Source organism: Rhodococcus sp. G6(2025) (assembly GCF_058628105.1).
Map to the genome: position 1 here is coordinate 7541579 of NZ_CP179750.1, position 25803 is coordinate 7567381.

The 25803-nt window shown below is 68.1% G+C and carries 24 protein-coding genes and 1 pseudogene; 14 read left to right on the forward strand and 11 right to left on the reverse strand.

Features of this window, described 5'->3' with window-relative positions; all coding sequences use genetic code 11:
* Positions 1-328 precede the first annotated feature (328 nt).
* The 5 genes and pseudogenes from ACLIVD_RS34945 (at position 329) to ACLIVD_RS34965 (ending at position 6858) form a co-directional block, all read left to right on the forward strand.
* Positions 329-1933, forward strand: a complete 1605-nt coding sequence (locus ACLIVD_RS34945) for an ABC transporter substrate-binding protein (protein ID WP_317569391.1) — start codon at positions 329-331, stop codon at positions 1931-1933.
* Between the two features lie 43 nt (positions 1934-1976).
* Entirely contained in the window at positions 1977-2936 is a 960-nt protein-coding gene (locus tag ACLIVD_RS34950) for an ABC transporter permease (protein ID WP_283333150.1), read from the forward strand.
* A pseudogene (locus ACLIVD_RS34955) lies at positions 2933-3866 on the forward strand (ABC transporter permease). Before ACLIVD_RS34950 ends, ACLIVD_RS34955 begins: the two are co-directional and overlap by 4 nt.
* A 14-nt stretch (positions 3867-3880) precedes the next feature.
* Positions 3881-5530, forward strand: coding sequence for a dipeptide ABC transporter ATP-binding protein (locus ACLIVD_RS34960; RefSeq protein ID WP_491931560.1), 1650 nt, complete (start codon positions 3881-3883; stop codon positions 5528-5530).
* A gap of 182 nt (positions 5531-5712) precedes the next feature.
* A complete protein-coding gene (locus tag ACLIVD_RS34965; RefSeq protein ID WP_491931561.1) occupies positions 5713-6858 on the forward strand; it encodes an FUSC family protein in 1146 nt (381 codons plus the stop codon).
* 10 nt (positions 6859-6868) lie between these two features.
* Here the strand turns inward: ACLIVD_RS34965 and ACLIVD_RS34970 are convergent, their stop codons facing one another.
* A complete protein-coding gene (locus tag ACLIVD_RS34970) occupies positions 6869-7264 on the reverse strand; it encodes a VOC family protein (RefSeq protein WP_491931562.1) in 396 nt (131 codons plus the stop codon).
* Positions 7265-7302: 38 nt separating this feature from the next.
* On the opposite strand from ACLIVD_RS34970, the gene ACLIVD_RS34975 reads away from it, so the two are divergent.
* The gene (locus tag ACLIVD_RS34975; protein WP_491931563.1) at positions 7303-8139 is read left to right on the forward strand and encodes a nucleotidyltransferase domain-containing protein; all 837 of its coding nucleotides are present in this window, start codon (positions 7303-7305) and stop codon (positions 8137-8139) included.
* A 12-nt stretch (positions 8140-8151) separates the two neighbouring features.
* Here the strand turns inward: ACLIVD_RS34975 and ACLIVD_RS34980 are convergent, their stop codons facing one another.
* The 6 genes from ACLIVD_RS34980 to pdhA form a co-directional block, all read right to left on the reverse strand.
* Complete coding sequence (locus ACLIVD_RS34980; RefSeq protein WP_283333156.1) at positions 8152-8586, reverse strand: VOC family protein; 435 nt, start codon at positions 8584-8586, stop codon at positions 8152-8154.
* 98 nt (positions 8587-8684) lie between these two features.
* The gene (locus ACLIVD_RS34985) at positions 8685-9101 is read right to left on the reverse strand and encodes a TIGR03667 family PPOX class F420-dependent oxidoreductase (RefSeq protein WP_477951487.1); all 417 of its coding nucleotides are present in this window, start codon (positions 9099-9101) and stop codon (positions 8685-8687) included.
* A 74-nt stretch (positions 9102-9175) separates the two neighbouring features.
* The gene (gene lpdA, locus ACLIVD_RS34990; protein WP_491931564.1) at positions 9176-10549 is read right to left on the reverse strand and encodes a dihydrolipoyl dehydrogenase; all 1374 of its coding nucleotides are present in this window, start codon (positions 10547-10549) and stop codon (positions 9176-9178) included.
* Positions 10549-11781, reverse strand: a complete 1233-nt coding sequence (locus ACLIVD_RS34995) for a dihydrolipoamide acetyltransferase family protein (protein WP_283333159.1) — start codon at positions 11779-11781, stop codon at positions 10549-10551. The genes lpdA and ACLIVD_RS34995 overlap by 1 nt, the downstream gene beginning before the upstream one ends.
* Positions 11778-12782 carry an alpha-ketoacid dehydrogenase subunit beta gene (locus ACLIVD_RS35000; protein WP_283333160.1) on the reverse strand — a complete coding sequence of 335 codons (1005 nt, stop codon included), beginning with the start codon at positions 12780-12782 and terminating at the stop codon, positions 11778-11780. The genes ACLIVD_RS34995 and ACLIVD_RS35000 overlap by 4 nt, the downstream gene beginning before the upstream one ends.
* 4 nt (positions 12783-12786) lie before the next feature.
* Positions 12787-13923 carry a pyruvate dehydrogenase (acetyl-transferring) E1 component subunit alpha gene (pdhA, locus tag ACLIVD_RS35005; RefSeq protein WP_283333161.1) on the reverse strand — a complete coding sequence of 379 codons (1137 nt, stop codon included), beginning with the start codon at positions 13921-13923 and terminating at the stop codon, positions 12787-12789.
* Positions 13924-14058: 135 nt separating this feature from the next.
* Between pdhA and ACLIVD_RS35010 the strand changes: the two genes are divergently transcribed.
* Together ACLIVD_RS35010 and ACLIVD_RS35015 are read left to right on the forward strand one after the other, a co-directional pair.
* The gene (locus ACLIVD_RS35010) at positions 14059-14535 is read left to right on the forward strand and encodes an Lrp/AsnC family transcriptional regulator (protein ID WP_280779499.1); all 477 of its coding nucleotides are present in this window, start codon (positions 14059-14061) and stop codon (positions 14533-14535) included.
* Between the two features lie 21 nt (positions 14536-14556).
* The gene (locus tag ACLIVD_RS35015; protein WP_491931565.1) at positions 14557-15225 is read left to right on the forward strand and encodes an AIM24 family protein; all 669 of its coding nucleotides are present in this window, start codon (positions 14557-14559) and stop codon (positions 15223-15225) included.
* A gap of 30 nt (positions 15226-15255) precedes the next feature.
* Here the strand turns inward: ACLIVD_RS35015 and ACLIVD_RS35020 are convergent, their stop codons facing one another.
* The 4 genes from ACLIVD_RS35020 to ACLIVD_RS35035 all read right to left on the reverse strand — a co-directional run bounded on the left by ACLIVD_RS35020 (position 15256) and on the right by ACLIVD_RS35035 (position 19852).
* Entirely contained in the window at positions 15256-16716 is a 1461-nt protein-coding gene (locus ACLIVD_RS35020) for a PepSY-associated TM helix domain-containing protein (protein WP_491931566.1), read from the reverse strand.
* 214 nt (positions 16717-16930) lie between these two features.
* Positions 16931-17461 carry a hypothetical protein gene (locus tag ACLIVD_RS35025; protein WP_491931567.1) on the reverse strand — a complete coding sequence of 177 codons (531 nt, stop codon included), beginning with the start codon at positions 17459-17461 and terminating at the stop codon, positions 16931-16933.
* Positions 17458-18492, reverse strand: coding sequence for a CNNM domain-containing protein (locus tag ACLIVD_RS35030; RefSeq protein ID WP_491931569.1), 1035 nt, complete (start codon positions 18490-18492; stop codon positions 17458-17460). Before ACLIVD_RS35030 ends, ACLIVD_RS35025 begins: the two co-directional genes overlap by 4 nt.
* Positions 18485-19852, reverse strand: coding sequence for a hemolysin family protein (locus tag ACLIVD_RS35035; protein ID WP_283333166.1), 1368 nt, complete (start codon positions 19850-19852; stop codon positions 18485-18487). The genes ACLIVD_RS35030 and ACLIVD_RS35035 overlap by 8 nt, the downstream gene beginning before the upstream one ends.
* Positions 19853-20269: 417 nt before the next feature.
* Here ACLIVD_RS35035 and ACLIVD_RS35040 point away from each other — a divergent pair, with 417 nt between their 5' ends.
* Genes ACLIVD_RS35040 through ACLIVD_RS35065 form a run of 6 tightly spaced genes read left to right on the forward strand, consistent with a single transcriptional unit; the run spans position 20270 to position 25802 of the window.
* Entirely contained in the window at positions 20270-20794 is a 525-nt protein-coding gene (locus ACLIVD_RS35040; RefSeq protein WP_009476287.1) for an MSMEG_0572/Sll0783 family nitrogen starvation response protein, read from the forward strand.
* 10 nt (positions 20795-20804) lie between these two features.
* On the forward strand, positions 20805-21863 hold the full coding sequence (locus tag ACLIVD_RS35045) for an MSMEG_0568 family radical SAM protein (RefSeq protein ID WP_477951490.1): 1059 nt from the start codon (positions 20805-20807) through the stop codon (positions 21861-21863).
* A gap of 1 nt (position 21864) precedes the next feature.
* On the forward strand, positions 21865-23298 hold the full coding sequence (locus ACLIVD_RS35050; protein WP_283333168.1) for an MSMEG_0567/sll0787 family protein: 1434 nt from the start codon (positions 21865-21867) through the stop codon (positions 23296-23298).
* Positions 23295-24251, forward strand: a complete 957-nt coding sequence (locus ACLIVD_RS35055; RefSeq protein WP_283333169.1) for a carbon-nitrogen hydrolase family protein — start codon at positions 23295-23297, stop codon at positions 24249-24251. The genes ACLIVD_RS35050 and ACLIVD_RS35055 overlap by 4 nt, the downstream gene beginning before the upstream one ends.
* A complete protein-coding gene (locus ACLIVD_RS35060; RefSeq protein WP_283333170.1) occupies positions 24244-24546 on the forward strand; it encodes an MSMEG_0570 family nitrogen starvation response protein in 303 nt (100 codons plus the stop codon). The genes ACLIVD_RS35055 and ACLIVD_RS35060 overlap by 8 nt, the downstream gene beginning before the upstream one ends.
* Entirely contained in the window at positions 24546-25802 is a 1257-nt protein-coding gene (locus tag ACLIVD_RS35065; RefSeq protein WP_283333171.1) for an MSMEG_0569 family flavin-dependent oxidoreductase, read from the forward strand. Before ACLIVD_RS35060 ends, ACLIVD_RS35065 begins: the two co-directional genes overlap by 1 nt.
* Position 25803 lies beyond the last annotated feature (1 nt).

Here is a 25803-nt window from a genome sequence, read left to right on the forward strand (position 1 = left end):
TAGCCGAGGCGTGTTTCCCCACAGAATCGGAGAAATATTTCCCCGTGCAATCCGGGAAATCCTACGGTCGCCCAAGAGCCCGTCGAGTAGTTAGAATCATGCAGATTTCAACCACTGATCGAACTTGGTCGGGCCTCCGAGCCGGTGCTAGCTTCGATCCCGTGGGTACCCCGACCAGCTGCGACCGCGCCTCCATGCGGTGTCGCTGCCGTAGCTGAACGTCCCCTCACGCCTCTCGTCATCCGGACAACTCGATCCGGGGTGTTCACGGGTTCCGCGTCTCTCCTGCCCTTTCCACTTCCCTTCGGGTGACCCTTAGGACACAGCCATGTCTTCTCGTTTCCGCACGTCGACCACGCACCCGCGACGGGGCCTTGTCGTGTCGGCGGTTGTCGCTGCCCTCGTGATGCTGGTCACCGGGTGCACCTCGGCGGTCGGCCTGCAGCGGTCGGGTACGGAATCGGTGCTCCAGCAGGGAGAGGACGTGCCCACGGGCGGGACGGCGCGGATCGGTGTCGGTGCCGACCTCATCCCCGCGACGTTCCTGTCGCTGGGCAACAACCCCACCAACGGCGGAGTCTCGGCCAACGTCTTCGACACTCTGGTCCAGTACCCGCACGGCAGTCTCGAGCCCGAACCCCGGCTGGCCACCTCGTGGCAGCTGTCGGACGACGGACGTCGACTGGAGTTGGCGCTGCGTGACGACGTCCGCTTCCACAACGGCAAGGAATTCACCTCGAGGGACGTCGAATTCACGTTGCGGACCTACACGGATCCCAGTTGGAACGCGCAGTTCCGGCGGACCGCGGCGGCGATCACCGCGTTCGACACCAGCGACCCGCACCGCATCGTGCTCACCCTGTCGCAGCCGACCGGGAATATCTTCGATCTCCTGGCGGTCGCGCCCATCCTCGACGGCGACACGGTCGACGGACTGAAGGAGGGGCGGGTGTTCAACGGCACCGGACCGTTCACGTTCTTCTCCTGGCAGCCGAAGGTCTCACTGTCGCTGGCCCGCAACCCCGACTACTGGGGTGATCCGCCCCACCTGGACGGCGTGACGTTCGCCGTCGTCTCCGACGATCAGGCGCTGGTGACCAAATTGCGGACCGGCCAGATCGACGCCGCCTACGATCTGCCCTCCCTCGACGCCGAACTCGCCGTCTCCCGGGGCGGGTTCCGCTCCCACGTACTGGAGGGCGCCGAGTCCGACCAGTACATCGGGATCAACGTCTCCGCACCGCCACTGAACGACCTGCGGGTCCGGCAGGCGATCGCGTACGCGATCGACCGGGACCGCATCCTCACCGACGTCTACCGCGGCAAGGGTTACGCGTCCAGCCTGCCGTGGCCGCGGACCTCGCCCGCCTACGACGAACAGACCGCTAACACCTACGGCCGGGACGAGGAACGGGCGCGCGCACTCGTCGCCGAGATCGGTGACGTCCCGACCATCCCGCTGAACTACCCCGCCGACCGCACCTCCCGGATCATCGCGGAGATCATCCAGGCGAACCTTCGCGACGTGGGCATCGACGTCGACCTGATCCCCACCGACGCAGCCCAGATGACCAGTCTGCTGGTGGCCGGCCAGTTCCCGGGTTTGTGGGTCACCCAGCACGGGTTCGCGCAGATGACCCCGTCCACCCTGGCCGTGGCGGCCTTCCCGTTCAACGCGGTGAAGAACGCCTCCAACTTCCTCGACCCGGAGTACCAGGCGCATGCGGTGGCGGCCTGGCAGCAGCAGGACCCCACGTCACCCGCGGCGATCGACGCCTACCGCGCGCTGAACGCGGACCTGCTGGAGTCGCTGTTCCTGGTGGAGATCGGGGTGGTGCAGACCGAGGTCGTGGTGTCCACCGACCTCGGCGGATTCGACTGGTCCCGCACCAACGATCCGCGCTTCGATTCCACGTACCTGCTGCGCACCTGATCCGACGACCGCCCGCACACCCACCGACACAGGACTCGACATCATGGTGACCTATCTGGCCAGGCGGCTCCCGTCGGCCGTCCTCGTACTCTTCCTCGCCTCACTCCTCATCTTCGCGATCCTCCGCCTGGTTCCCGGCAGCCCGGAGGAGACACTCGCCGGTGCGGACGCCTCCCCGGAACAGTTGGCGGCCGTGCGTGCTGATCTCGGTCTGGACCGGCCGTTGGTCGCGCAGTACCTGTCCTGGCTCGGTTCCCTGTTCCGCTTCGACCTCGGCAAGTCCTACATCGTCGGCGGGTCGATCGGTGACCTGATCGCCTACGGTGCCCAGAACACGGTGGTGCTGGCGGCGTCCGCGCTGCTGATCGCGGTGGTGTACGCGCTCGTCGTCAGCACCGCTTCGGTGATCTTCCGCAATCGGCTGCTCGACGCCGTTGTGACGGTGAACAACTCGATCGCGGCGGCGCTGCCCATCTTCATCACCGGGACGCTGCTGGTGCTCGTGTTCGGGATCCTCTGGCCGATCCTGCCGTCGGGTGGGACCCCACCGGACGGGTTCCTGACCCGGCCCGACATCGCCGCGCAGTATCTGGTTCTTCCGGCGATCACCCTGGCGATACCGGCGGGGGCCGCCCTGACCCGATTCCTGGTGGAGGCGTTGCACACCGAGCTGCGGCAACCGTACGTCGTGACGGCACAGTCGCTCGGTGTCAGCCGTCGGCGCATCGTCCTGGCGCACGCGCTGCCGAATGCGCTGCCGTCGGTGTTGACCGTTCTCGGACTGACCGTGGGCGGGTTGCTCGGCGGGGCCGTGCTCGTGGAATCGATCTTCGTCTGGCCCGGCCTGGGGCTTCTCACCGAGGAGGCGATCAACAGCCGTGACTATCCGCTCGTGCAGGTGTTGCTGGTCCTCTCCGTCGCGGTGTTCGTGGTGTTGCAGCTGCTCACCGACGTCGCCCACGCCTGGCTGGATCCCCGTATCCGATTGGGAGGACAGGCATGAGTGAGCTGGTCGATCGTAATGTGACGACACCGGAATCGTCGCTTCCCGGCGGCCCCGCGGACCTGCGGCCTGGCCTGGTCCCGGAAACCCCGGCGGATCGGGATCCACGTCGCAGCACGGAACCGTTGTGGCGCAGTCTGACACATGGCCGAGGTCTGGCCGGCGCGGTACTCGTCGGGATCGTGGTGCTCCTCGGGGCGCTCGCCCCGGTGCTGGCTCCCTTCGCGCCGGACGAGCAGTTGGACGCGTCATTCCTCCTCGGCCCCAGTTCCACACACTGGCTGGGCACCGACGACGTGAACCGCGACGTGTTGTCCCGGGTGTTGTTCGGGATTCGCGCCGACCTGGTGATCGTGTTCGTCGCGGTGCCCGCCGGCGCGATACTCGGATCACTGATCGGTCTGGTGGCCGGCATCCGGGGATACACCGATGTCGTCGCTCAGCGCGTATTCGACGTGATCCTCGCGTTCCCGGCGCTCGTCCTGGCGATCGCCCTGACCGCCGTGCTCGGGCCCGGGGTCCGCGCGATCGTGCTGGTGATCGTCCTCGCCGAGATACCCGTGTTCGGTCGGCTCATACGAACGTCTGTATTTTGGGGTGCGCGAACTTCCCTACGTCGAGGCCGCCGTGGTCTCGGGTGCGAGCACCGGCTGGGTTCTGCGCAAGCACGTTCTGCCGAACTCGATCGAACCACTCGGAGTGCAACTGGCGCTGTCGATGTCGGTCGCCGTGTTCATCGAGGGTGCGATGAGCTTCCTCGGCATCGGTGTGGTGCCACCGACTCCGTCGCTCGGCTCCATCCTCAGCGACGGCAACCGCTATCTCGAGACCAACCCGCTGTTCGCGGTCGGTCCCCTGGTGGTCGTCTCCCTGCTGACACTCGGCTTTCTGCTGATCTCCCAGGCATTCGCGCACGCGCGGCGCCTGTAGAAAGGACCACCTTCGTGACCGCAGCATCCTCCACTCCCGCCCTCGACGTGACGGACTTGCAGGTGGCGTTCAGCCATCCGCGCCCCGCCGTCCGGAGCATCGGTCTCCGGGTGAACCGGGGCGAGATCGTCGCGCTCGTCGGCGAATCCGGATCCGGCAAGTCGATCACTGCCCGCGCCGCGATGGGACTGCTTCCGCCCACCGCAATCGCGACCGGTTCCGTGAAGGTCGACGGCGTCGAGGTGCTCGGCGCATCCGAACGCGAACTCGAGGCCATCCGCGGCGGACGGGTCGCGATGGTCTTCCAGGAGCCGCAGACGGCGCTCAATCCTGTGCGCACCGTCGGCTGGCTGATCGGCGAGGCCTTGCGAGCGCACGGCCGCTCGGGCCGGAAGCAGTTGCGCGAACGCGCCATCGAACTGCTGACCCTGGTCGAGATCCCCGAACCGGACAAACGCATCGACTACTACCCGCACCAACTCTCCGGCGGCCAGAAGCAACGTGTGGTCATCGCCCTGGCCCTGGCCAACGACCCCGTCCTGCTCCTGGCCGACGAACCCACTACCGCGCTCGACGTCACGGTGCAGGCCGAGATCCTCTCCCTGCTCCGTCGGCTGCGAGACCGAACGAATGCCGGCATCCTGCTGATCACCCACAACCTGGGTGTCGTCGCCGATATCGCTGACAGCGTGGTGGTGCTCCAGCTCGGCGAGGTGGTCGAACGCGGTGAGGTCACCGAGATTTTCGCTCGAGCTGAGCACGAGTACACCCGGCATCTGCTCGATTCGGTCCTCCGCCTTCCGCAGCCGAGCGAGTATTCAGAACCGGTCGCCGGGGTCGAGGAAGCAGGCACCCCGGTCCTGGACGTCGACACCGTGTCGGTCGTCTACCCGGGTCGGCGCGGTCAGGCGGCGTTCCGCGCGCTCGATAACGTGTCATTGAAGCTGGCCGCGGGTGAGGTACTCGGCGTGGTCGGCGAATCCGGTTCGGGAAAAACCACTTTGGGTCGCACGATCGCCGGATTGATTACTCCGGCGACCGGGGCGATCCGCGTTGACCGCCGAGATGTCGCCGCCACCCGCGGATCCGCGCTACGGGAACTGCGGCGTCGGCTGGCGTTCGTGCCGCAGGATCCCGCCGCCTCGCTCGATCCCCGCTTCACGCTCGAGGAGAGCATCGCCGAGCCCCTCGACATCCACCGGGTCGGCGCCCGCGCCGAGCGACGCAAGAAGGTTGTCGACCTGCTGGACGCGGTCCGGCTGCCTGCGTCGTTCGCCACGCGGCTGCCGTCCGAGTTGTCCGGCGGGCAGCGCCAACGGGTCGCGTTGGCCCGGGCCCTCGTGCTGGAGCCGACCCTGCTGATCGCCGACGAACCAACCAGTGCCTTGGACGTCTCCGTGCAGGCTGACGTGCTCGAACTGTTCGCCACTCTCCAGCGTGAGCTCGGCTTCGCGGCGGTGTTCATCAGCCACGACCTCGCCGTGGTCGAGCGGGTATCCACCACGGTCGCCGTGCTCCGGGCCGGGCAACTGGTCGAGACCGGCCCCGCTACCAGCGTGCTGACCCACCCTCGACACGACTACACGCGACGACTCGTGGCCGCTCTCCCGATCCCGGACCCCGTGGCGCAGCGTGCCCGGCGACAAACGACGGCAGCGTTGTGACCCGCATCGCCCGAAACCACGTGGATAACGTGATCTGCGCTATGAAAGCGGCGACTTTTACACGGGCGTAAGAAATCCAGGACAAGCTTTGCGGAGGCTTGTCCACCGGCGGTCGTCGGCCGCGGCGGGCTCTACAGAATGTGCTCCTGCCCACGTGTGACCGTCCAGAAAGCTGTACCACTGTGCTCCAGCTCATCTCGATACTCGCCCTTCTCAGGAAGGTCGGTTCCACCGCACTGCCGTCAGTGCGCGCCGCGTTGCTTCGCTTCGCGGGGTACCTGGTGCCGATTGCGCAGACGGCGGTCACCGCGGGGGCGGCGTGGTGGGTGTCGGTCGAGGTGGCCGGTCACGAACAGCCGCTGCTGGCTCCGTTGGCGGCGGTCGTGTGCCTGAGCGTCGCGCGGGGCGCCCGCAGCCGCCGGGCCGGCGAGTTGATCGCGGGCGTCACCATCGGAACGATCGTCTCGGACGTCGTCGTGCGATACATCGGCAACGGGCCGTGGCAGATCTGCCTCGTGGTAGCGGTGGCGATGTCTTTCGCGGTGCTCCTCGACGGTGGTTCGGTGATCGTCCTGCAGGCGGGTTCGTCGGCGGCGTTGGTCGCAGCCATGGCATCCGCTACGAGCGCCCACCCGTTCGACCGTGTCGTGGACGCACTGATCGGGGGTGCGCTCAGCCTGGTGGCGCTGTCCGTGTTGCCCACCGACCCGGTGCGACGGACACGCCGGTGCGCCGCCGCTGTGCTGGACAGCGTGGCCGCGGCCCTCCGTCAAACGTCGAAGGGCCTGGCAGCGGGTGACGTCTCCGCTCTGGAGGATGCTCTCGCACTTGCCCGTTCGACGCAGTCGACCATCGACAGCATGCGCGTCGAACTGCGCTCCGGATCCGAGGTGGCCCGGATCTCACCGATTCACTGGCGGGGACGTCGCCGCATCGGCCGGCTGGCATCGATTGCCGACCCGATCGACAACGCCGCACGCAACACCCGGGTCCTGGTGCGGCGCGCCCTGATCGCCACGTACGACGGCGAGCGAGTCGACCCGCAGTTGGCGGACGCCGTCTCCGATCTGGCGCACCTCGCCGACCGGATGCGGCTGATGATTCTCGCGACTCCCGCGAAGAAACCCAACGAAATCCAGATCAGCAACGAACTCGAACGATTCGCCCGCTCACTGCCGCAGCAGGAGATCTCGGCGGGGTTCTCCGCAGCGGTCGTCTCCGCGCAGGTCCGATCCATCGTCATCGACTTCTTCGAAGTGTGCGGCATCCCCCGCGCCGTCTGCCGGCCGATGCTGCCCCGCCCCGCCCACTACGCGGGCGCCGCGTAGCCCAGTGACCTCAGGACATCTCGAGCCGGCACTGTTCGGGCGCGCGAGAGTTGTCGATGACGCAGAACCGATTGCCCTCGGTGTCCTCCAGCACCACGAAGTCCGAGTCCTCGGGGTACCGGTCCCACGGCACCCGCTGCGCGCCGAGACCGACGAGCCGTTCGATTTCCGCGGCCTGATCCGCGCTGTCGCGGGCGTGCAGGTCGAGGTGCAGCCGAGGCTCGGGCTCCGCGTCGTGTTCGCTCTGCTGGATCGCCAGCAGTGGCCGGCCGTCGGGCAGCGTCAGGTTGGTGAAGTCGTTGTCGCCGACGGGCGGGAGCGCAGTCAATCCGAGTGCCTCGGTCCAGAACCTGGTTGCACGCCCGATGTCGCGTGCTCCGATCACGGTCGTTCCCAAGATGAGCATGAACCGAATTTATCCGCTGCGCCGGGCCGGGGTGGACGATGTGGGGTGTGGATTTCGAGGACCTGGTGTTGCGACCCCTCGCCGAGCGGTTGTGCCGCGTCGATGGCGTCGTCGGCGTCACCCTCGGCGGCAGCCGCGCCCGAGGGACGCACACGGCGGAATCCGACTACGACCTGGGTGTCTACTACGGCGGGGCCCTCGACACCGGCGGGCTGAACGATCTCGCGCGGGAGTGGGCGGGCGCCGGGGCATCGGCGACCCGGACGGGTGAGTGGGGACCGTGGGTCGACGGCGGTGCGTGGCTGTCGTTCGACGGCCGGGCGGTCGACTGGCTGTATCGCGACCTCGACCGGGTGACCGCGGTGTGGCAGGACACGCAGCAGGGTGTGTACGGGTTTCACGCCCAGACCGGTCACCCGTTCGGGTTCGCGGACTTCGCGTACGCGGGCGAACTCGCGTCGGCGGTGATCCTCGCCGATCCGTCCGGACGCATCGCTGCGCTTCACGCCGGCATGCAGCACTACCCGGACCCGCTGCGCGAAGCCCTGGTGCGGCGACTGTGGGAGGCGGACTTCGTCACCGTGCTGGCCCGCAAGGCGATCCCGCGTGCCGATGCGACGTATGTGGCGGGGTGCCTGTTTCGCGCGGTGTGCCTGTGCGCCCACGCCCTCCACGCGCACGCCCGGCGCTGGGTGATCAACGAGAAGGGCGCCGTGGCTGCCGCCGGTGCCCTGCCGAACGCACCCACCGATTTCACCGCTCGCGCTCACGCCGTCCTCGGCCGACTCGGAACGACGCCCGACGAACTGACCGCCGCCCTCACCCTGGCCGAACAACTCGTCGACGACACCCGCAACGCCTGTCCCCTGACGTGAGCGTGCGAACCCTCAGCCGTTCTCCCCGAACCGGCCGCGGGCCTCGACCGGAATCAGGGGCTTCTCCGCCCGCGCCTTGATCTGCTGGACCGCCCACGTATTGCCGTCGGGATCGGCGAATCCGAAGAAAGTTCCCCCGTCACGCTCGTCGAACACGGTGATCTCGCTGACCTCGACACCCCGATCGAGCAACTCCTGGCGGGCCGCGGCGGCGTCGGCGACCACCAACTGCAGTCCCCTCATCGACCCGGGTGCCATCTCCGTCTGCGACGGGAGGTCGCCGATCACGATCGAGCAGCCCGAACCGGTGGGGGTCAGCTGAACGACGTGCATGTGCTCGTTGGTGGTGTCGTGGTCGAGATGGAAGCCGAGCTTGTCGCGGTAGAACGCGACGGAACGATCGATGTCGCTGACGGGCAGAACGACCACTTCGAGTGTCCAGTCCATGATGCGAGTTCCTCCGTATCGGTGGGGAGCGAATTGCTCCGCATCAGATGGTGGCGCATCGGGGACGTCGGTGCCGTCGTTCTGCCCAGAACTCTGGGTTACCAGCCGCGCAACCGGTCCGGGGTGACGCGGACGAGCGTCGAGTAGTCCTGCCGGAACTTCTCGGGCGTGTAGTCCAGACCGGCCATGTCCTCGCGGTACTTCTCGACGTAGGTTTCCCACTCCTCCGGCGAGGGACCGTCCGTGTCGACGCGGGCCTTCCCGGTGAACACCGACACGTCACCACCCGTGGGGCTGCTGTTGAAGTTCAGCGCGACCTGCGGATTCCTGCCGATGTTCGCGAGCTTGGCGGTGCCCGGTTGACTGAAGATCAGGAATTCGGTGCCCGACCAGCTGAACCACACCGGGGTGGGAACCGGCGTGTCGTTGCGACCGATGGTCGTCAACCACACGATGGCTTCGTGGGCCAACCGGTCGGCGACGGGTTCGGTGATCGCGGACGCTGAAAGAGTCATGGCGTTCTCCTGTGTCGTTTCCGATATCAACCGCGGACCGGTGCGCGATCTTCCCCGACGCGGATCGAATGCGTTCAGCCGTGCGCGTGCAGCGGCTTTCCCGACAACGCCAGCATCGCTTCGCCCAGTGCTTCGTTCTGGGTGGGGTGCGCGTGGACGAACGGTGCGACGTCGGTGGGCAGGGCCTCCCAGGCGACGGTCAGCTGGGCCTCGCCGATCAGCTCGCCGACGCGGTCGCCGACCATGTGCACACCCACCACCGGGCCGGTGTGCCCGGCTCGGACGACCTTGATTCCGCCCGACGTCTTCAGGATCTGGCTCTTGCCGTTGCCCGCAAGGTCGTACACGACGGCCGTGACGTCGCCGTACCGTTCGCGGGCGGCATTCTCGGTGAGTCCGACGGACGCGACCTCGGGGTGCGAGTACGTCACCCGCGGAACGAGATGCTCGGCCACGGGAACGGGATCGAGGCCGGCGATCTCTTCGGCAACGAACACACCCTGCTGAAAGCCGCGGTGCGCCAGTTGAAGTCCGGCCACGATGTCGCCGACGGCGTACACACCGTCGACGGGGGTGCGCAGCCGCTCGTCGGTGACGACGAACCCACGGTCCAGGGTGATGCCGTGTTCCGCGAACCCGCTGTCACCGGTGCACGGTCCGCGCCCCACCGCCACCAGCAGGATCTCCGCCTCGAGGGTGTCGCCGCCGTCGAGTTCCACGAGAACGCCGTCCGCGGTTTCCTTCGCCGCCGCGACCGTCACCCCAGTGCGGGCGGCGATACCGCGCTTGCGGAACGCGCGTTCGAGTTGCTTCGAGCACCACGGATCCTCCGCCGCGACCAGGCGGGGGAGCGCCTCGACGACAGTCACTTCCGCACCGAACGAGGCCCAGACGCTGGCGAACTCGACGCCGATCACGCCACCGCCGAGAACGATGGCCTTCTTCGGGACGAACCCGAGATTCAATGCGTCGTCGCTGTTGACGATGCGCTCACCGAGTTCGATGGACGGCACCGTCCGGGCGTAGGAGCCGGTCGCGAGAACCACGGACGTCCCGGTGTAGCGGGTGCCGTCCACCTCGATCGTCCTGTCTCCGAGATACTTTCCGTGCCCGCTCACGACGCTGATCTCGTGCTGGGCGACCAGGCCCTGCAGTCCCCTGTGCAACCGGTCGATCGTGTCGTTCTTGTACTGGTGCACCGCCTCGATGTCGATGCCGTCGAACGTCGTTCGCACGCCGAACGCGGCACCGGTCCGCGCGGTGTCGGCGACCTCGGCGGAATGGAGGAGCGCTTTGGTCGGGATACAGCCCCGGTGCAGGCAGGTTCCGCCGATCTTGTCGGCTTCGATCAGTGTGACCGACAGGCCGAGCTGCGCGGCTCGGAAGGCGCAGGCGTAACCGCCGGAACCGCCACCGAGGATCAGGACGTCACTGTGGGTGGTGGTCATCAGAGCCTTCCCAGCACGGTGATCGGGTTCTCGAGGTAGTCGGCGAACAGTCTGAGGAACCCGCCCGCGACACCGCCGTCGCATACGCGGTGATCGAAGCTCAGCGACACCTGGGTGACCTTCCGAACGGCCAACTGCCCGTTCACCACCCACGGTTTGTCGATAATGCGGCCGACGCCGAGGATCGCGGCCTCGGGATGGTTGATGATCGGGGTCGAGCCGTCCACACCGAAGACGCCGTAGTTGTTGAGGGTGAACGTGCCACCGGTCAGTCGTGCCGGCGGGAGCGTCCCCTCACGGGCCAGCGCCGTCGTGTCCCGCAGTTGCCGGGCCAGTTCGACGGTGGTGAGCGAGTCGGCCTTTCCGATCACCGGGACGACCAGGCCGCGCGGTGTCTGCGCCGCGATGCCGAGGTGGACGTGTCCGTATCGGACGATCTCGTTGCGTTCGGTGTCGACGGTCGAGTTCAGTTCCGGGTACTGCTTCAGCGCCGCGAGGGCCAGACGCGCGAGCAGGGCCATCAGGCTCACGCCGGCGTCGGCGTCGAGAGTGGCGTTGATTGCCCGGCGGGCGGCGAGGAGGTCGGTGGCGTCCACGTCGACCCAGGTTGTCGCGTCCGGGATTTCGCGTCGGCTCGTCGACAGCTTGTCGGCGACCGCTTTCCGCAGGCCCTTGATCGGAATCCGCTGCGCGTCGGCTGTCTCGGGTGTGGCGGCGAGTGCCTTCTCGACGTCGGCGCGGTTGATCACACCGCCGGGACCGCTCCCGGGCAGCCGCGACAGGTCGAGATCGTTCTGCCGCGCGAGGTTGCGGACGACCGGCGAGATGACCCGTGGCGCAACACCGGTACGGTTCGGTTCCGGTCGTGTGACCTCGCGTGTCACGCCGACCCGTCGGCGACGCCGTCGCATGTCCTCGCTGGTGCCGTACCCGATCAGGACGTTGCCCGAGCCGGCTTTTTCTTCTTCGCGGTACTGCTCGTGTGCGGCGGGGGTTCCGCTGACGGTGATGAGCGGGGTGCCCACCTTCAGCGTCGAGCCTTCGTCGCCGTGCAGGGAGATCACCGTGCCCTCGAAGGGAATCGGCACCTCGACCGCGGCTTTCGCGGTTTCGACCTCGACGACCACCTGGTCGATGGTGACGGTGTCGCCGACCCGGACTTTCCATTCGGCGATGTCGGCCTCGGTGAGTCCCTCGCCGAGGTCGGGGAGCAGGAAGACCTGGTTGTTCATGCGGTCACCGCCCAGCGGGTGTCGACGGAGTCGTTCCACTGCAACCGGTCGACGCTGTCGAGGACACGGTCGACGCTCGGCAGGTGGAGGCGTTCGAGTTTCGGTGCCGGGTAGGGGATGTCGAATCCGCTGACCCGCAGCACCGGCGCGTGCAGGTGGTGGAAGCAGCGTTCCTGGACGCGGGCGGCGATCTCGGCGCCGACACCGGCGAACCCCTGCGCCTCCTGAATGACGATGCAGCGGCCGGTCTTCCGGACCGACGCCATGACGGTCTCGTCGTCGAACGGCACGATCGACCGCAGGTCGATCACCTCGATGTCGTGCCCCTCCGCCGCGGCCGCTTCGGCAGACTCGAGCGCGACGGTCACCGACGGCCCGTACGCGACGATGGTCGCGTCCCGGCCGGGACGCCGGACGGCGGCCTGTCCGATCGGTGCGCCGACCGCGAGGTCGACGTCGGCGCGGGAGAAGTACAGACGTTTCGGTTCGAGGAAGATCACCGGGTCCGGGTCGTCGATCGCCTCGCGCAGCAGGGTGTAGGCGTCCTCGACGGTGGACGGGGCCACGACCTTCAGCCCGGGGGTGTGGGCGTAGTAGCCCTCGCTGGAGTCGCAGTGGTGCTCGACCCCGCCGATGCCGCCCGCGAACGGGATCCGGATGACGATCGGCACGGACAGCGCACCCTTGGTGCGGTTCCGGATCTTCGCGACGTGGGAGACGATCTGCTCGAACGCCGGGTAGGCGAACGCGTCGAACTGCATTTCGACGACCGGCTTGAACCCGGACATCGCCATGCCGATCGCGAAGCCGATGATGCCGGATTCAGCGAGCGGGGTGTCGAAGCACCGGTCGGCACCGAAGTCTCGGGTCAGGCCGTCGGTGACGCGGAAGACGCCGCCGAGGGCGCCGACGTCCTCGCCGAAGACGACGACGTTCTCGTCGGCGGTGAGGGCGTCGCGCAGTGCGGTGTTCAGGGCCTGGGCCATGGTGAGCACGGGCATGGTGTCAGTTCTCCTCGGACTCGGCGGCCAGTTCGGCTTCCGCCTGCGCTTGCTGCTCTCGAAGTTGCGGGGTCTGTTCGGCGAAGACGTACCGGAACAGGTCCATCGGGTCGGTGGGCCGGTCGACGTTCATGCCGGCACGCAGCGCGGATGCGGCGGCCTCGGAGTCCGCGGTGAGGGCCTCAGACGATGCGTTGTCGAGCAGGCCCTTCCCGCGCAGGTACTTCTCCAGCCGGGCCAGCGGGTCGCGGCCGAGCCACTGTTCCACCTCGGCCGAGTCGCGGTAGCGGGTGGCGTCGTCGGCGTTGGTGTGCGCATCGATCCGGTAGGTGTGGGCTTCGACGATGACGGGACCGTTGCCGGCGCGGACGAAGTTCGCGGCCTCGTCCATCACGGCGAGCATGGCGACCGGGTCGTTGCCGTCCACCTGCTCGGAGCCGATTCCATAGCCGACCCCCTTGTGCGCCAACGTGGGCGCCGCGCTCTGCCGGGCGAGCGGCACACTGATCGCGAATCCGTTGTTCTGCACCAGAAACACGACCGGCGCCTTGAACACGGCGGCGAAGTTGAGGGCCTCGTGGAAGTCGCCCTCACTGGTCGCGCCGTCGCCGCAGAACGCCAGGGCGATCGTGTCGTTTCCCTTGCGGTGTTCGCCGTAGGCCACACCCGTCGCGTGCAGGAGCTGGGTGGCCAGCGGGGTGCACTGCGGGGCGCTGCGGTGGGCGGCGGGGTCGTAGCCGCAGTGCCAGTTGCCGGCGAGCATGCTGAGGATCTCGACCGGATCGATGCCGCGGGCGGCGAGCGCGACCGAGTCGCGGTACGTGGGGAACATCCAGTCGCCGGGTTGCAGGCTCATCGCCGCCGCGATCTGGCAGGCCTCCTGACCACGCGACGACGGGTACACGGCCAGCCGGCCCTGCTTGGTCAGAGCCGTCGCCTGCTGATCGAAGCGCCTGCCCAGCACCATGTTCCGGTACATCTCGATCAGACGATCGTCGCTCGGCCTCGGATACCGGGCCTCGCTTTCGGTCAGCTCACCGGCCGCGTCCAGATACTGCACCGCGCACTCGGCGGGAAGGAACTTCCGATACGGCGTCGCCAGGGGCGGCTCTACGAGCGTCACGTCTACCTCCAGATGCATTGTGTTCGTCAATGCTCGCAACTGAACGACCTATCGACAACGACAAGGCGGAATCAGAGACAAACGGTCTAGAATCGGCTCATTGAGGGCAGAATGTCTCACCGGAGTGTGAGCGACCACAGTAGGGATGGACAGATGGCCGGCGGCACAGCGGACACGTATGAACTCGACGCCATCGACCGGCGCATCATCAAGGAACTGGTCGCCGACAGCCGCATCTCGATGCGGGCGCTGGCGGAGAAGGCGCACATCTCCCGCGCGCACGCCTACGTCCGAATCGAGCGGTTGCAGGAGGCGGGGATCATCGAAGGCTTCACCACCCGGATCTCGCACTCCAAGGCGGGACTCGGCTCGTCCGCGTTCATCGCCCTCTCCATTCGGCAGGACTCGTGGCGGGGGATCTCCACCCAGCTCCGGACACTGCCCTTCGTCGAGCACTTCTCGCTGTTGGGCGGCGATTTCGACGTTCTCGTCCTGGTGCGCGCACCGGACAACAGCGCACTGCGTCATGTCGTCCTCGAACGGTTGCAGAGCCTCGAGGGTGTGCAGTCGACCAAGACGTGGCTGATCTTCGAAGAAGACAACGGGCCCGGACCGGAATGGGTTCGTTGACGGGACGGATAGGATTCCGTCATGCGCAGCGACCTGATGAAGAACGCGGAACGCAGTGGTGACCCGGGCACCTTCGTGCTACAGAATCCCCGAATGCTCAAGGTGGACTTGGCCGGAACCAGCGGTCACTTCTTTGCCCGGCAGGGATCGATGGTCGCCTACCAGGGCGACGTCGACTTCGCCTACCAGGGCAGCGGCGGTGTCGGGAAGTTCTTCAAAAAGGCATTCACCGGTGAGGGCATGTCGCTGATGAAGGTCTCCGGCAGCGGCGACGTGTTCCTCGCCCGCGACGCCGACGAGATCTTCCTGCTCGAACTCGAGGACGAGTTGGTGACCGTCAGCGGTTCCAACGTCCTCGCGTTCGACAGCTCCCTCAGCTGGGACATCAACCGCGTCGAGGGGGCGTCGATGCTCAGCGGCGGACTGTTCAACACCACGTTCACCGGCCGCGGTGTCCTCGCCGTCACCATCTACGGCACTCCCGTCGTCCTGAACGTGGACACCCCCACGTACGTCGACATGCAGAGTGCGGTGCTGTGGTCGACCGGCCTGCACTCGACGATCCGCAAGACCGCGAAGATGGGCGCCGCGATCGGCCGCGGTTCCGGTGAGGCATATCAGCTGTGCCTCACCGGAAGCGGCATCGTCGTCGTCCAGGCCTCGGAGGGGCACCCGGTTCCCAAGCCGTAACCGCCGCGGCTGCACGGGTGCCCCGGTCACTCACCCTGCCCGGGTGCGGGCGAGGGCGCCGACCGCGACGTCGACGAGCAGGAACGCGAGGAGGCTGACGCCGAGCAGCGGAACGAACCAGCCGACGAGGACGACGCAGGCGGCCCCGGCCACCGCCGCGGCCGGGTGGATTCGCCGCCAGGTGCCCCGCACCGGCGGCCTGCCCACCGCCCGGGTGGTGCCGCGGGTGGGCCTGCGGCGCCACCACAGGAGGTAGCCGCGGACGATCACGGCGAGCAACGCCACCGCGAGGACGGCCAGGACCAGCTGGTTGAGCAGGCCGAACAGCAACCCCATGTGCAGGGCGATCCCCCAGGACGTCAGCTTCGCCGCGAGCGGCCAGTCACCGAATCGCGACACGTCCGTCACCGCGCCCGTCGCCCCGTCGACCGCGATCGCGTCGGTCGAGAACTGCCACGATTCGCGGGTCTGGGTGACGGTGAACGCGGTGCCCGCGTCGGCGGGAACGGTCGCCTCGACGGCACCGGTGACACCGCCCCGCCGCGCCACCTCGAGGACGGTGTCGAGTTCGCCCACGTTGCGGTCGAGGGTTCCCGGATCCGACGCGGGGGTGTGCCCGGCGCCGTGCCCGTCGTGACCGCCCGATGCGGCAGCGCCGGCAGCGGGCGCCGAGTCCAGCTTCTTGTCGATCTTGGGGGTGGTCCAGCTCAGTGCGGAGCGGAGTTCGCCGACGTTCTCGCCCGCGTACCGCGACCAGGTCAGGCCCGTGACCGAGAGGAACACCAGGCCGACTGCGATCCAGATGCCGACCACCCCGTGCCAGCTGAGGGTGCGGTTGCGTCCGCGGCTCGACCGGTCGAGCGTCCACAGCCTGGCGGCGTCCGCGTTGCGGGCGCGGGTGGTGCGGTAGCGCTGCACCCACAGGTACACGCCACCGAGCGCGATGACCCACAGCCACGACGCGGCGAGCTCGCTGTAGATGCGGCCGGGCTCGCCCAGGTGCAGGTGCCGGTGCAACTGCGAGATCCAGGTGCGCATCGGCAGCGCCCCGCTGCTGCCGTAGACGACGAGCTCGCCCACCGACTCCGCGGTGACGGGATCGACGAAGACCGCTCGGCGCTCGGACTCGCCCAGGGTGGGATCGGTGAACATCACCTGCGTCGTGTCACCCGCTTCGGTCGCCGGGCGCACGGCGGCGACAGTGAGGTCCGGGCGAACCTGCTGCGCGGCCCGCACCTGTTCGGACATCGGCAGGTCCGGGCCGGTCGAATCGACGTGCAGGTAGTCGCGGTAGACCAGCTGCTCGACCGACGGCGCGAGAGCGTAGAGGCCGCCGCTGACGGCGGCGATCACCAGGAACGGGGCCACCAGGATCCCCGCATAGAAGTGCAGGCGCAGGATCAGTGGCCGGAAACCGCGTGGCGGCGGGGAGACCTTCGACGCCGGGGAGGACGCGACCGGTGTGACGCGTTCGAGGTCAGGGATGGACATGACGATCTCGCTTCGAATCGGGTGAGACGAGCACCCAGCGCCGTCGAGGCCGCGCACGTCCGGGGTGCGCTGGGCAACTCGAGGTCAGGGATGCGCCGACTCAGGAAGGGACCGCACCGGGACCCGCCGGGAGTCTGCTGGTGCCGTGTGAGAACACGCCGGACCGGCGACCACACGTCTGGTGTGCACCGGGAGGCGGTGAGAAAGGATTCGACTAGACGAGAGCGGGTGGTCCGCGGGTGCCGGCCCCCGCGGCGACCAGCAGCCACAACGACAGCTTCGCGCGGTAGACCGGGGTCGCGGTCCAGGTGCCGGTATCGACCTGCAGCGGGGCCAGGACGGCGAGAACGATCCGCGACAACGCGGCCAATGCCCTGAGGCAGGCGCGTTCGGCGGACCGGACCAGTACAGCGGCCACCGCGATCGCGGCGAGGTGCGCGGCGAACATCGGGGTGGAAAGCCCCAGCCCATGAGAATGATCGGCGGCCAAGGCCAGCGTGGTGTGGCCGATCAGCTGACCCGCAGCGAGCACCGACAACACGAACAGCCATTCCCGGGTGGCCACCCGGACAGCGGCGACCGACGCCCCGACCGCGGCGCACGCCGCGAGGAGCAGCACCACCGAGCCATCGCTCGGGGGCATTCCGCCTCCACCGATGCCGTGCGCGGCGATGCTGACCGCGCCGGACAGTGAACCCACGACGGAGCCGCGCACCCGCGCGACCACATCCAACCGTGAATTCACCCCGCGAGGGTACCGCTTCCGTGGCCCACCCCGGCCGCGGGGCGCAGACGCGCGAGGACGTCGGTCAGGGTGACGACACCGATCAGTTGCTCGCTGTGGGTGACGATCGCAAGGTGGCTGCGAGTCTCGCGCATGGTGCGCAGTGCGTCGTACACGGCGGCGTCCGCATCGAGGGTCAGCACCGGGCGCATGAGGTCGGCGGCCGTGGCTGCGTCGCCGGCCCGCAGGCTGTCACGAACGTGCACCACCCCCTTGATCCCGTCCTCATCGCGCACGAGCAGTCGGAGGTGGCCGCTTCGATCCGCGACCGCCCTGATCGCAGCCGCAGACGCGTCCGGGGCGACGCTGCTGGGGGCGGTGTTCGGCCGCACCATGTCTCGCACGGCGAGCGATTGGAGTTCCAGGGCGCTGGTCAGTTGACCGTGGTACCGCTCGTCGAGCGTGCCGACGGTCGCCGAGTGCTCGACGAGGTGCCGCAGCGCGTCGGGATCCTGCCCGGCCCCCACCTGGTCGACCGGTTCCACGCCGAACTTCCGCAGACACCGGTTGGCCATCCGGTTCAGCACCAGCAACAGCGGGCGGGTGGCCCACATGAACCCGCGCATCGGGATCGCCAGCAGGGTCGCCGACTTCTCCGGGTGCGCGATCGCCCACGACTTCGGTGCCATCTCACCGACGACGAGATGCAGGAACGTGACGATGATCAGAGCGAGGATGAATCCGAGCACGTCCGCCAGCCACAGCGGGGCACCCCAACCTGCGAAGGCCGGGGTGAGCCAGTGATGCACGGCCGGCTTCGTGACGGCGCCGAGCGCGAGGGTGCAGACGGTGATGCCCAGCTGGGATCCGGCCAGCAGCACGGACAACTCGGAGGCGCTGCGCAGAGCCGCGCGGGCGGCCCTGCTGGTGGGGGCGGCGTCCTCGAGCCGGTGGCGGCGGGCGGCGATCAACGCGAATTCGATCGCCACGAAGAACGCGCTGGCCGCGATCAACCCGACGGTGACGAGCGCGATGACCCATGGATTACTCATCGGTCGAGTCACTCTCCAGGACGCGGAGCCTCACGAACAGCGAGGACGGGACGTGCTTGTCGACTGCCCGCACCTCGGCGTCGAGGCTGCGGACGGGCGGGTCGGCGTCATTGATCAGGTCGGCCGGATCCGGATTCAATCGGATCGCGACGACGTCACCGACGACGGGGAGACCGCCGAACTCGGTGATGACGGCACCCGCGAGCGTCTCGAAGTCACCGGGCGGCAGGTCGTGTCCGAGGATGCGCTCCACCTCGTCGATGTGCAGATCGCCGGGCATCGTCCAGCCTTCGGACTCCGAGCCCGTCACGGACGCGTCACCGTCGGGATCGTGCTCGTCGGCGATCTCACCGACGAGTTCCTCCGCGAGGTCCTCGATCGTGATGACGCCGGCGAATCCGCCGTACTCGTCGACGACGAGGGCCATTTCGTCCCGGGCCGCCGTCAGCTGTTCCAGCACGTCTGGCAGAGGCAGCGACGACGGCACGACGACGGCCGGACGGGCCCGGGACGCGGCCGGACCGTCGGCCTGCTCGCCGAGCAGGTCGTGGAGGTGGATGACGCCGCGCAGATCGTCGGACGAACTCCCGACCACGGGGTATCGGGTGTGGCCCGCGCCCATCTTCTCGCGAACACTGCTCAGGGAATCGTGGGCCCGGACGGTGTCGACGTGGGCGCGGGGAATCATCGCGTGCCCGGCGGTGCGGGTGGGAAAGTCGAGGATCCGGTCGAGCAGGGTCGAGAGTTCCCGCGGCAGCTCACCGGCGTCGCGGGATTCGGCGACGATGTGTTCGAGGTCCCGCACCGTGGCCGAGTGTTCGACGTCGTGGACCGGCTCGATCCGCAGCGCGCGCAGCAGCAGGTTCGACGACTGGTCGAACAGCCAGATCAACCAGCCGAACAGTTTCAGGTAGATCGTCGTCGACAGCGCGAGCCAACGCGCCACCGGTTCCGGCCGGGCGATCGCCAGGTTCTTCGGGAAGAGCTCCCCGAAGAGCATCTGGACGAAGGTGGAGAACAGGACGGCGAGGACGGCGCCGACACCGATCCCGACCGCGGTCGGGATGCCGACGCCGCCGAGGAGCTCACCGAGGCCGCGTCCGATCAGGGGTTCGGCGACGTAACCGACGAGCAGGCCGGTGACGGTGATGCCCAGCTGGGCGCCGGAGAGCATGAACGAGGTGCGGCGAGTGACGCCGAGGGCGCGGGCGGCGCCCGAGTCTCCCGCCTCGGCCCGGGCTTTGAGCCGCGAGCGGTCGACCGACATGTACGCGAATTCCTGGGCGACGAAGTAGCCGGTCAGGGCGGTGATCAGTAATACGACGACGACGCCGAAGCCGATGCTCAGGACGGTCACCATGCGTTCACCCGCGCCCTGCATCCGGGACTGCGGTGATCACTCTGGGGCGGGCTGGGTCTTCGGGGGCGCGAAGCGCTGGTCATGGCTCTCTCTGTATTCGGGATATGAAACACCCATAGTAAAGGACTCTTTACCTTTGCGACCGGCGGGTGCGCAGAGTCACCCGGTTGGTGTTACGACCGGATTTCCGGATTCGGGCCGCGGTGAGGGTTACGAAACCTGAGCTTGTTCCGCGCGTGACCATTCGGAAATCGCCGAACCGTGTACTTGTTTCAGGTCGACGGAGTGCGCAACGCACTCTCCCCACGCAGAGCGAACAGACATCGAAGTCTACGCCCGGGCCGTCACCCACAGCATCTCATCAGCGCGTTCAGGCCCTTCGGGCGCCTCCGCCCCACGACCGACCAGGAGTCCCCTGTGACCGACATCGAGAACACCATCGCCGCGAACATCCAGAAGTCGCTCGGCGAGATTCCCCACCCGGCACTGCCCAAGGGCAGCAACATCTACGGGTCGACGAAAATCTTCCCGGACTACAAGGCCGAGGACGGCGAGTCCTACTTCACGCTGGTGCACGGCATCGCGCACGAATCCTCCGTCAGCTTCGTCGCCGTCCTGCAGGCAACCCGCGCACTGCGCAAGGGTTTCGAGTCCGCGATCTACTTCTACGGTCCCGGAGCGCTCAACTGCCTTGCGACACGTGGCTTTCCGACCACCGGCGACAACGGGTTCCCCGGCGAGCAGAACATCAACGACGCGCTCGCGACGTTCATCTCCGAAGGTGGAACCGTCTTCGCGTGCCGCTTCGGTCTCGCGCTGCACGGCGGCAGGGAAGAGGACCTGATCGAGGGCGTCGTGCCCGCACATCCCCTCGATGTGCAGGACGCCATCATTCACTACTCCCGCAAGGGCGCCATCATCAACTCCACCTACATGGTCTGAGGTGTGAACGATGAGCGATCTCTCGACACGAGTTGACGTAGCAGTACGTGGGATTCGGTCACTGAACGTCCCGGTCACCCGAACCTCCGGCGCCGGCCCCAGCGATGACGGTCACGTACTGATCGGCGGGATCGGCGGCGCCATCCCCATCCGGTCCGACAGCCCGTACGAAGTCAGCGGAAACCGCCTGCTGATGAACGGCACCGACATGGGGGTGGAGATCGAGCCGGTGCGCCGGCCCCGGTTCTACGACCTGGACACTGCCGACGGCATCTCCTACGAGAAGATCGCCCGGCTGCACGGGACGAACGTCCTCGCCACCACCGTGGTCCAGACCTGCATTCGGTACGACCCGCAGCAGCGGTGCCGGTTCTGCTCGATCGAGGCATCACTGCAGTCCGGCTCGACCATCGCGGTGAAGAAGCCCGAACAACTCGCCGAGGTCGCCGAAGCCGCCGTCCGTCTCGACGGCGTCACACAGATGATCATGACCACCGGCACGTCCGCGGCCAAGGATCGCGGGGCCCGTCACCTGGCGCGATGCGTCGCGGCCGTCAAGGCGGCGGCCCCGGATCTCGCCATCCAGGTGCAGTGCGAACCGCCCGGCGATCTCGGGACCATCACGGATCTCCGGAACGCGGGGGCCGATTCCATCGGCATCCACGTGGAGTCCCTGGACGAGGAGGTTCGGCGGCGCTGGATGCCGGGCAAGGCGACGGTGCCGCTGGACGAGTACCGGGCGGCGTGGCGGGAGGCGGTACGGGTCTTCGGACGGAATCAGGTGTCGACCTATCTGCTGGTCGGATTGGGTGAAGACCCCGACGAATTGGTCGCGGGCGCAGCCGAATTGATCGACATGGGCGTCTACCCGTTCGTCGTCCCGTTCCGGCCGCTCGCCGGCACGCTGGCGGTCGAGGACGGGGCGCAGGCGCCGTCGCCTGCCCTGCTCGCCGACGTCACCTCGCGGGTGGCGAAGGAACTGCAGGCGGGCGGCATGCGCGGCGCCGACCAGAAAGCGGGCTGCGCGGCATGTGGGGCCTGCAGCGTCCTTCAGAACGCCGGAGGCTGACATGTGGGACCTACCGACCGCCGAGAGCACTCCTTCCGACTTCGCCGTCCTCACCGGGCCGTCGATTCAGGAGTCGCAGCAGAGCTTACTCGTGCAACCCGCCACCGGTCGGGTCATGACCGAGGCGTACCGGCGACTGCGGCGTGAGACGTTCGTCGTGGAACAGGGGCTGTTCACCGCCAGCGACCGGGACGATGTCGACGACGATCCCCGCACCGTGGTGCTCGTGGCGATCAGCACCACGGGCGAGGTGCTCGGCGGTGTTCGCCTCGCACCGATGACGGACGGCACCGACCTCGGGTGGTGGGCGGGAAGCCGACTCGTGGTGGGTCGAAACGTCCGGAACAGCAGAGGAATCGGAAAGGCGCTCGTGCGCGCCGCCTGCGCCCACGCCGAATCACGCGGCGTGTTGCGGTTCGACGCCACCGTGCAGAGCCGGAACGAAACGATGTTCGCCCACCTGGGCTGGACGCGGATGGGTGACGTCACGGTGGCGGGCGCGCCGCACGTGCACATGACGTGGCCGATCGATCGCGTCGAGCGTCTGGTCCAGAGCACGAAGTCCTGTCTGGCCCACACCCTGGCACCCTTCGGCACGCACGGTGATGCGCTCGGCGGCAGCGGGTTCCGCGGCGACGACGGCGCACCGGTTCCGGGCAGCGACCTGATCGCGGCGTGTGACGCCATCCTGCCTGCCATGGTTCAGCGCGATCCCGAGTGGGCCGGATGGTGCGCCGCCCTCGTCAACCTCAACGACCTGTCGGCGATGGGTGCCGTCCCGGTCGGGATGCTCGACACCGTCGGCGCACCGAACACGTCGATCCTGACGAAGGTGATCCGTGGGCTCAGCCGGGCTGCGGAAGCGTGGGACGTACCGGTACTGGGGGGCCACACTCAGCTCGGCGTTCCCGCGGCGCTGTCGGTGACGGCGCTCGGGCGCACCGCGGATCCGGTGCCCGCGGGTGGTGGCCGGGTGGGCGACGAGCTCACGCTGACAGCAGACCTGGACGGGCAGTGGAGGCCGGGATACACCGGACAGCAGTGGGATTCGACGTCCCACCGCAGCTCGGACGAACTGCGGGACATGGCCTCGTTCGTCGCCCGCACCCGCCCCGCCGCGGCGAAGGACATCAGCATGGCGGGGATCGCGGGCACTACCGGGATGCTCGCCGAGGCGAGCGGACTCGGCGCCGTCCTCGACGTCGCATCGGTCCCCCGGCCACCCGCTGCGACGGCGGGTGACTGGATGACGTGCTTCCCCGGGTTCGCGATGATCACCGCCGATCGGCGGGGTAGCGCGGTGGCGCCCGCCGGGCCGGCCACCTCGGCCGTTTGCGGGGAATTGACATTTGAGCCGGGGGTCAGCCTTCGCTGGCCCGACGGCGTAACGACACGCGTGGTGCACTCCACGGTCACAGGATTGGGAAGAGCATGACTGACATCGGAATCTCCGTTGCGGCAGCCGAGTTCGGCCGCGACATGGAACAGGCGTATCGCACGATCGGGGAACTGATCGAGCAGGCGCGGGCGGCTGGGAGTTCGCTACTCGTGCTTCCGGAGGCCTGCCTGGGCGGTTACCTGCCCAGCCTGGGCGGAGGCGACGAAACCGAGGAGCAGCGGCAGCGGCGGCTCCGCAGCCTCCCGCCCGCACTGGAATTGGACGGGCCCGAGGTCCGGCGGGTCGTCGACATGGCCGGCGACCTGGTGATCACCCTCGGATTCTGCGAAGCCGACGGCGCCGACCGGTACAACGCCGCGGTGACGCTGCACGGCGACGGGATACTCGGCTCGTACCGCAAGGTGCACCAGCCGCTGGGGGAGAACCTCTGCTACCGCGCCGGCGACAAGTACGAAGCGTTCGACACACCGGTCGGACGGATGGGCATGCAGATCTGTTACGACAAGGCCTTTCCCGAGGCCGCGAGGACGCTCGCCCTCGACGGCGCGGAGATCATCACGTCGCTGTCGGCGTGGCCCACCGCCCGCACCAACCGCGTCGAGAATCCCGAAGACGACCGGTGGAAGCAGAGATTCGACATCTACGACCGCGCGCGGGCCACGGAGAACCAGGTGGTCTGGGTGGCGTCGAATCAGGCGGGAACGTTCGGATCGCTCCGGTTCGTGTGCAGCGCGAAGATCGTCGGCCCGGGCGGCGAAATCCTCGCCACCACGGGCGTGGAACCCGGCCTCGCCTCGGCCACGCTGGATGTGCAAGCCGAACTGGACGCGATTCGCAGCGGCGGGATGTACAACCTCCGGGACCGCCGGCCGGAACTGTACGACGACGTCGTCGCGGAGAACCGGGTGAGCGGCACGCGGCTCGACGCGTCGGCGCGACCGTCGTTCCTCCGCACCACGACAGCCGAACTGGAGCCCGTCGATGCCTGAGATGACGTTCACGGTGCGGTGGCCGAACGGACGCACCCAGTCCTGCTACTCGCCGTCGCTGGTCATGCACGACCACCTGGTGGCCGGTGAGGACTACACGGTCGCCGAATTCCTCACACGCACCACGACGGCGCTCACCGAGGCCAGTGAGCGAGTCCGTGCCAAGTTCGGGATGTACTGCACGTCCGCGTCCGAGCAGATGCAGGAACTCGAACGCGCCGGCCGCACCCTCGACCCCCAATCCCTCGTCCGGGTCCTCGAGATGAACCCGGCTTCACTCCCCGGAGAGTCGTGATGACCGAACAACACACAGTCGTCGTGATCGGCGGCGGCCAGGCGGGCCTGTCGATCAGCTGGCATCTGGTGCAGCGTGGAATCGACCACGTGGTGCTCGAACGAGAGTCGATCGCACACGAGTGGCGCGACAGTCGCTGGGACAGCTTCACTCTCGTCACTCCGAACTGGCAGTGCACCCTTCCGGGATACACCTACTCGGGCGGCGATCCCGACGGGTTCATGAACCGCGAGCAGACCTACCAGTTCGTGCGCGGGTACGCCGACACCTTCGATCCGCCTGTGCGCGAAGGGGTCGCGGTGGTGGCGGTGCGGCAGTCGGGTTCCGGAGGGTTCGACGTGGACACGACGGAAGGCCCGATGCACGCCGACCACGTCGTGGTCGCGGTCGGCGGGTACCACACTCCGGTCGTTCCCCGGTTCGCCGAACGGCTTCCCGCCGACATCACGCAATTGCACTCGTCGCAGTACCGGAGCGCCGGCGCGCTGCCCGCGGGCGAGGTTCTCGTGGTGGGCAACGGCCAGTCCGGCGCCCAGATCGCGGAGGATCTTCACCTGGCGGGTCGCACCGTCCACCTCGTCACCGGTGGGGCGCCGCGGGTCGCGCGGTTCTACCGCGGCCGGGACTGCGTGGCCTGGCTGCACGACATGGGCACCTACGACGTCTCGATCGCCGATCACCCGGGCGGTCTGGGCAAGCGGGAGAACACCAACCACTACGTCACCGGCCGGGACGGTGGCCGCGACATCGACCTCCGTGCCTTCGCGCTCGCGGGAATGCGTCTGTACGGGCGGCTGCTCGACGTCGCGGACGGCGCCCTGCGGTTCGCGCCCACTCTGGAGTCGTCGCTGGATGCCGCCGACGCCGTGAGCGAGAGCATCAAGGATTCCATCGACGCCTACATCGACCGCGCGGGCATCGATGCGCCGCGCGAGGAACGGTACGTGCCGGTCTGGCGTCCCGAACGTGAGGTCACCGAATTGGAACTGCCGACGTCGGGCATCACGTCGGTGGTGTGGTCCATCGGTTTCCGGACCGACTACCGGTGGCTCCACGCGGGCGTCTTCGACGGTGCGGGCCATCCCACCCACAACCGCGGCGTCACCGCAGTGCCCGGGCTGTACTTCCTCGGCCTTCCGTGGCAGCACACGTGGGGTTCGGGACGGTTCGCGGGAGTGGCGCGGGACGGGGAGTATCTGGCGGACCGCATCGAACTCGAAGCGGGTGTGTTGCCGGCGACGGCGACACTAGCCTGAC

Excerpts from the sequence above, each read along its gene's own strand:
- ACLIVD_RS34945 (WP_317569391.1), top strand. The coding sequence starts at position 329 with ATGTCTTCTCGTTTCCGCACGTCGACCACGCACCCGCGACGGGGCCTT.
- ACLIVD_RS34950 (WP_283333150.1), top strand. The coding sequence starts at position 1,977 with ATGGTGACCTATCTGGCCAGGCGGCTCCCGTCGGCCGTCCTCGTACTC.
- ACLIVD_RS34970 (WP_491931562.1), bottom strand. The coding sequence starts at position 7,264 with ATGCTCATCTTGGGAACGACCGTGATCGGAGCACGCGACATCGGGCGT.
- ACLIVD_RS34975 (WP_491931563.1), top strand. The coding sequence starts at position 7,303 with ATGTGGGGTGTGGATTTCGAGGACCTGGTGTTGCGACCCCTCGCCGAG.
- ACLIVD_RS34980 (WP_283333156.1), bottom strand. The coding sequence starts at position 8,586 with ATGGACTGGACACTCGAAGTGGTCGTTCTGCCCGTCAGCGACATCGAT.
- ACLIVD_RS34985 (WP_477951487.1), bottom strand. The coding sequence starts at position 9,101 with ATGACTCTTTCAGCGTCCGCGATCACCGAACCCGTCGCCGACCGGTTG.
- lpdA (WP_491931564.1), bottom strand. The coding sequence starts at position 10,549 with ATGACCACCACCCACAGTGACGTCCTGATCCTCGGTGGCGGTTCCGGC.
- ACLIVD_RS34995 (WP_283333159.1), bottom strand. The coding sequence starts at position 11,781 with ATGAACAACCAGGTCTTCCTGCTCCCCGACCTCGGCGAGGGACTCACC.
- ACLIVD_RS35000 (WP_283333160.1), bottom strand. The coding sequence starts at position 12,782 with ATGCCCGTGCTCACCATGGCCCAGGCCCTGAACACCGCACTGCGCGAC.
- pdhA (WP_283333161.1), bottom strand. The coding sequence starts at position 13,923 with ATGCATCTGGAGGTAGACGTGACGCTCGTAGAGCCGCCCCTGGCGACG.
- ACLIVD_RS35010 (WP_280779499.1), top strand. The coding sequence starts at position 14,059 with ATGGCCGGCGGCACAGCGGACACGTATGAACTCGACGCCATCGACCGG.
- ACLIVD_RS35015 (WP_491931565.1), top strand. The coding sequence starts at position 14,557 with ATGCGCAGCGACCTGATGAAGAACGCGGAACGCAGTGGTGACCCGGGC.
- ACLIVD_RS35020 (WP_491931566.1), bottom strand. The coding sequence starts at position 16,716 with ATGTCCATCCCTGACCTCGAACGCGTCACACCGGTCGCGTCCTCCCCG.
- ACLIVD_RS35030 (WP_491931569.1), bottom strand. The coding sequence starts at position 18,492 with ATGAGTAATCCATGGGTCATCGCGCTCGTCACCGTCGGGTTGATCGCG.
- ACLIVD_RS35035 (WP_283333166.1), bottom strand. The coding sequence starts at position 19,852 with ATGGTGACCGTCCTGAGCATCGGCTTCGGCGTCGTCGTCGTATTACTG.
- ACLIVD_RS35045 (WP_477951490.1), top strand. The coding sequence starts at position 20,805 with ATGAGCGATCTCTCGACACGAGTTGACGTAGCAGTACGTGGGATTCGG.
- ACLIVD_RS35050 (WP_283333168.1), top strand. The coding sequence starts at position 21,865 with ATGTGGGACCTACCGACCGCCGAGAGCACTCCTTCCGACTTCGCCGTC.
- ACLIVD_RS35055 (WP_283333169.1), top strand. The coding sequence starts at position 23,295 with ATGACTGACATCGGAATCTCCGTTGCGGCAGCCGAGTTCGGCCGCGAC.
- ACLIVD_RS35060 (WP_283333170.1), top strand. The coding sequence starts at position 24,244 with ATGCCTGAGATGACGTTCACGGTGCGGTGGCCGAACGGACGCACCCAG.
- ACLIVD_RS35065 (WP_283333171.1), top strand. The coding sequence starts at position 24,546 with ATGACCGAACAACACACAGTCGTCGTGATCGGCGGCGGCCAGGCGGGC.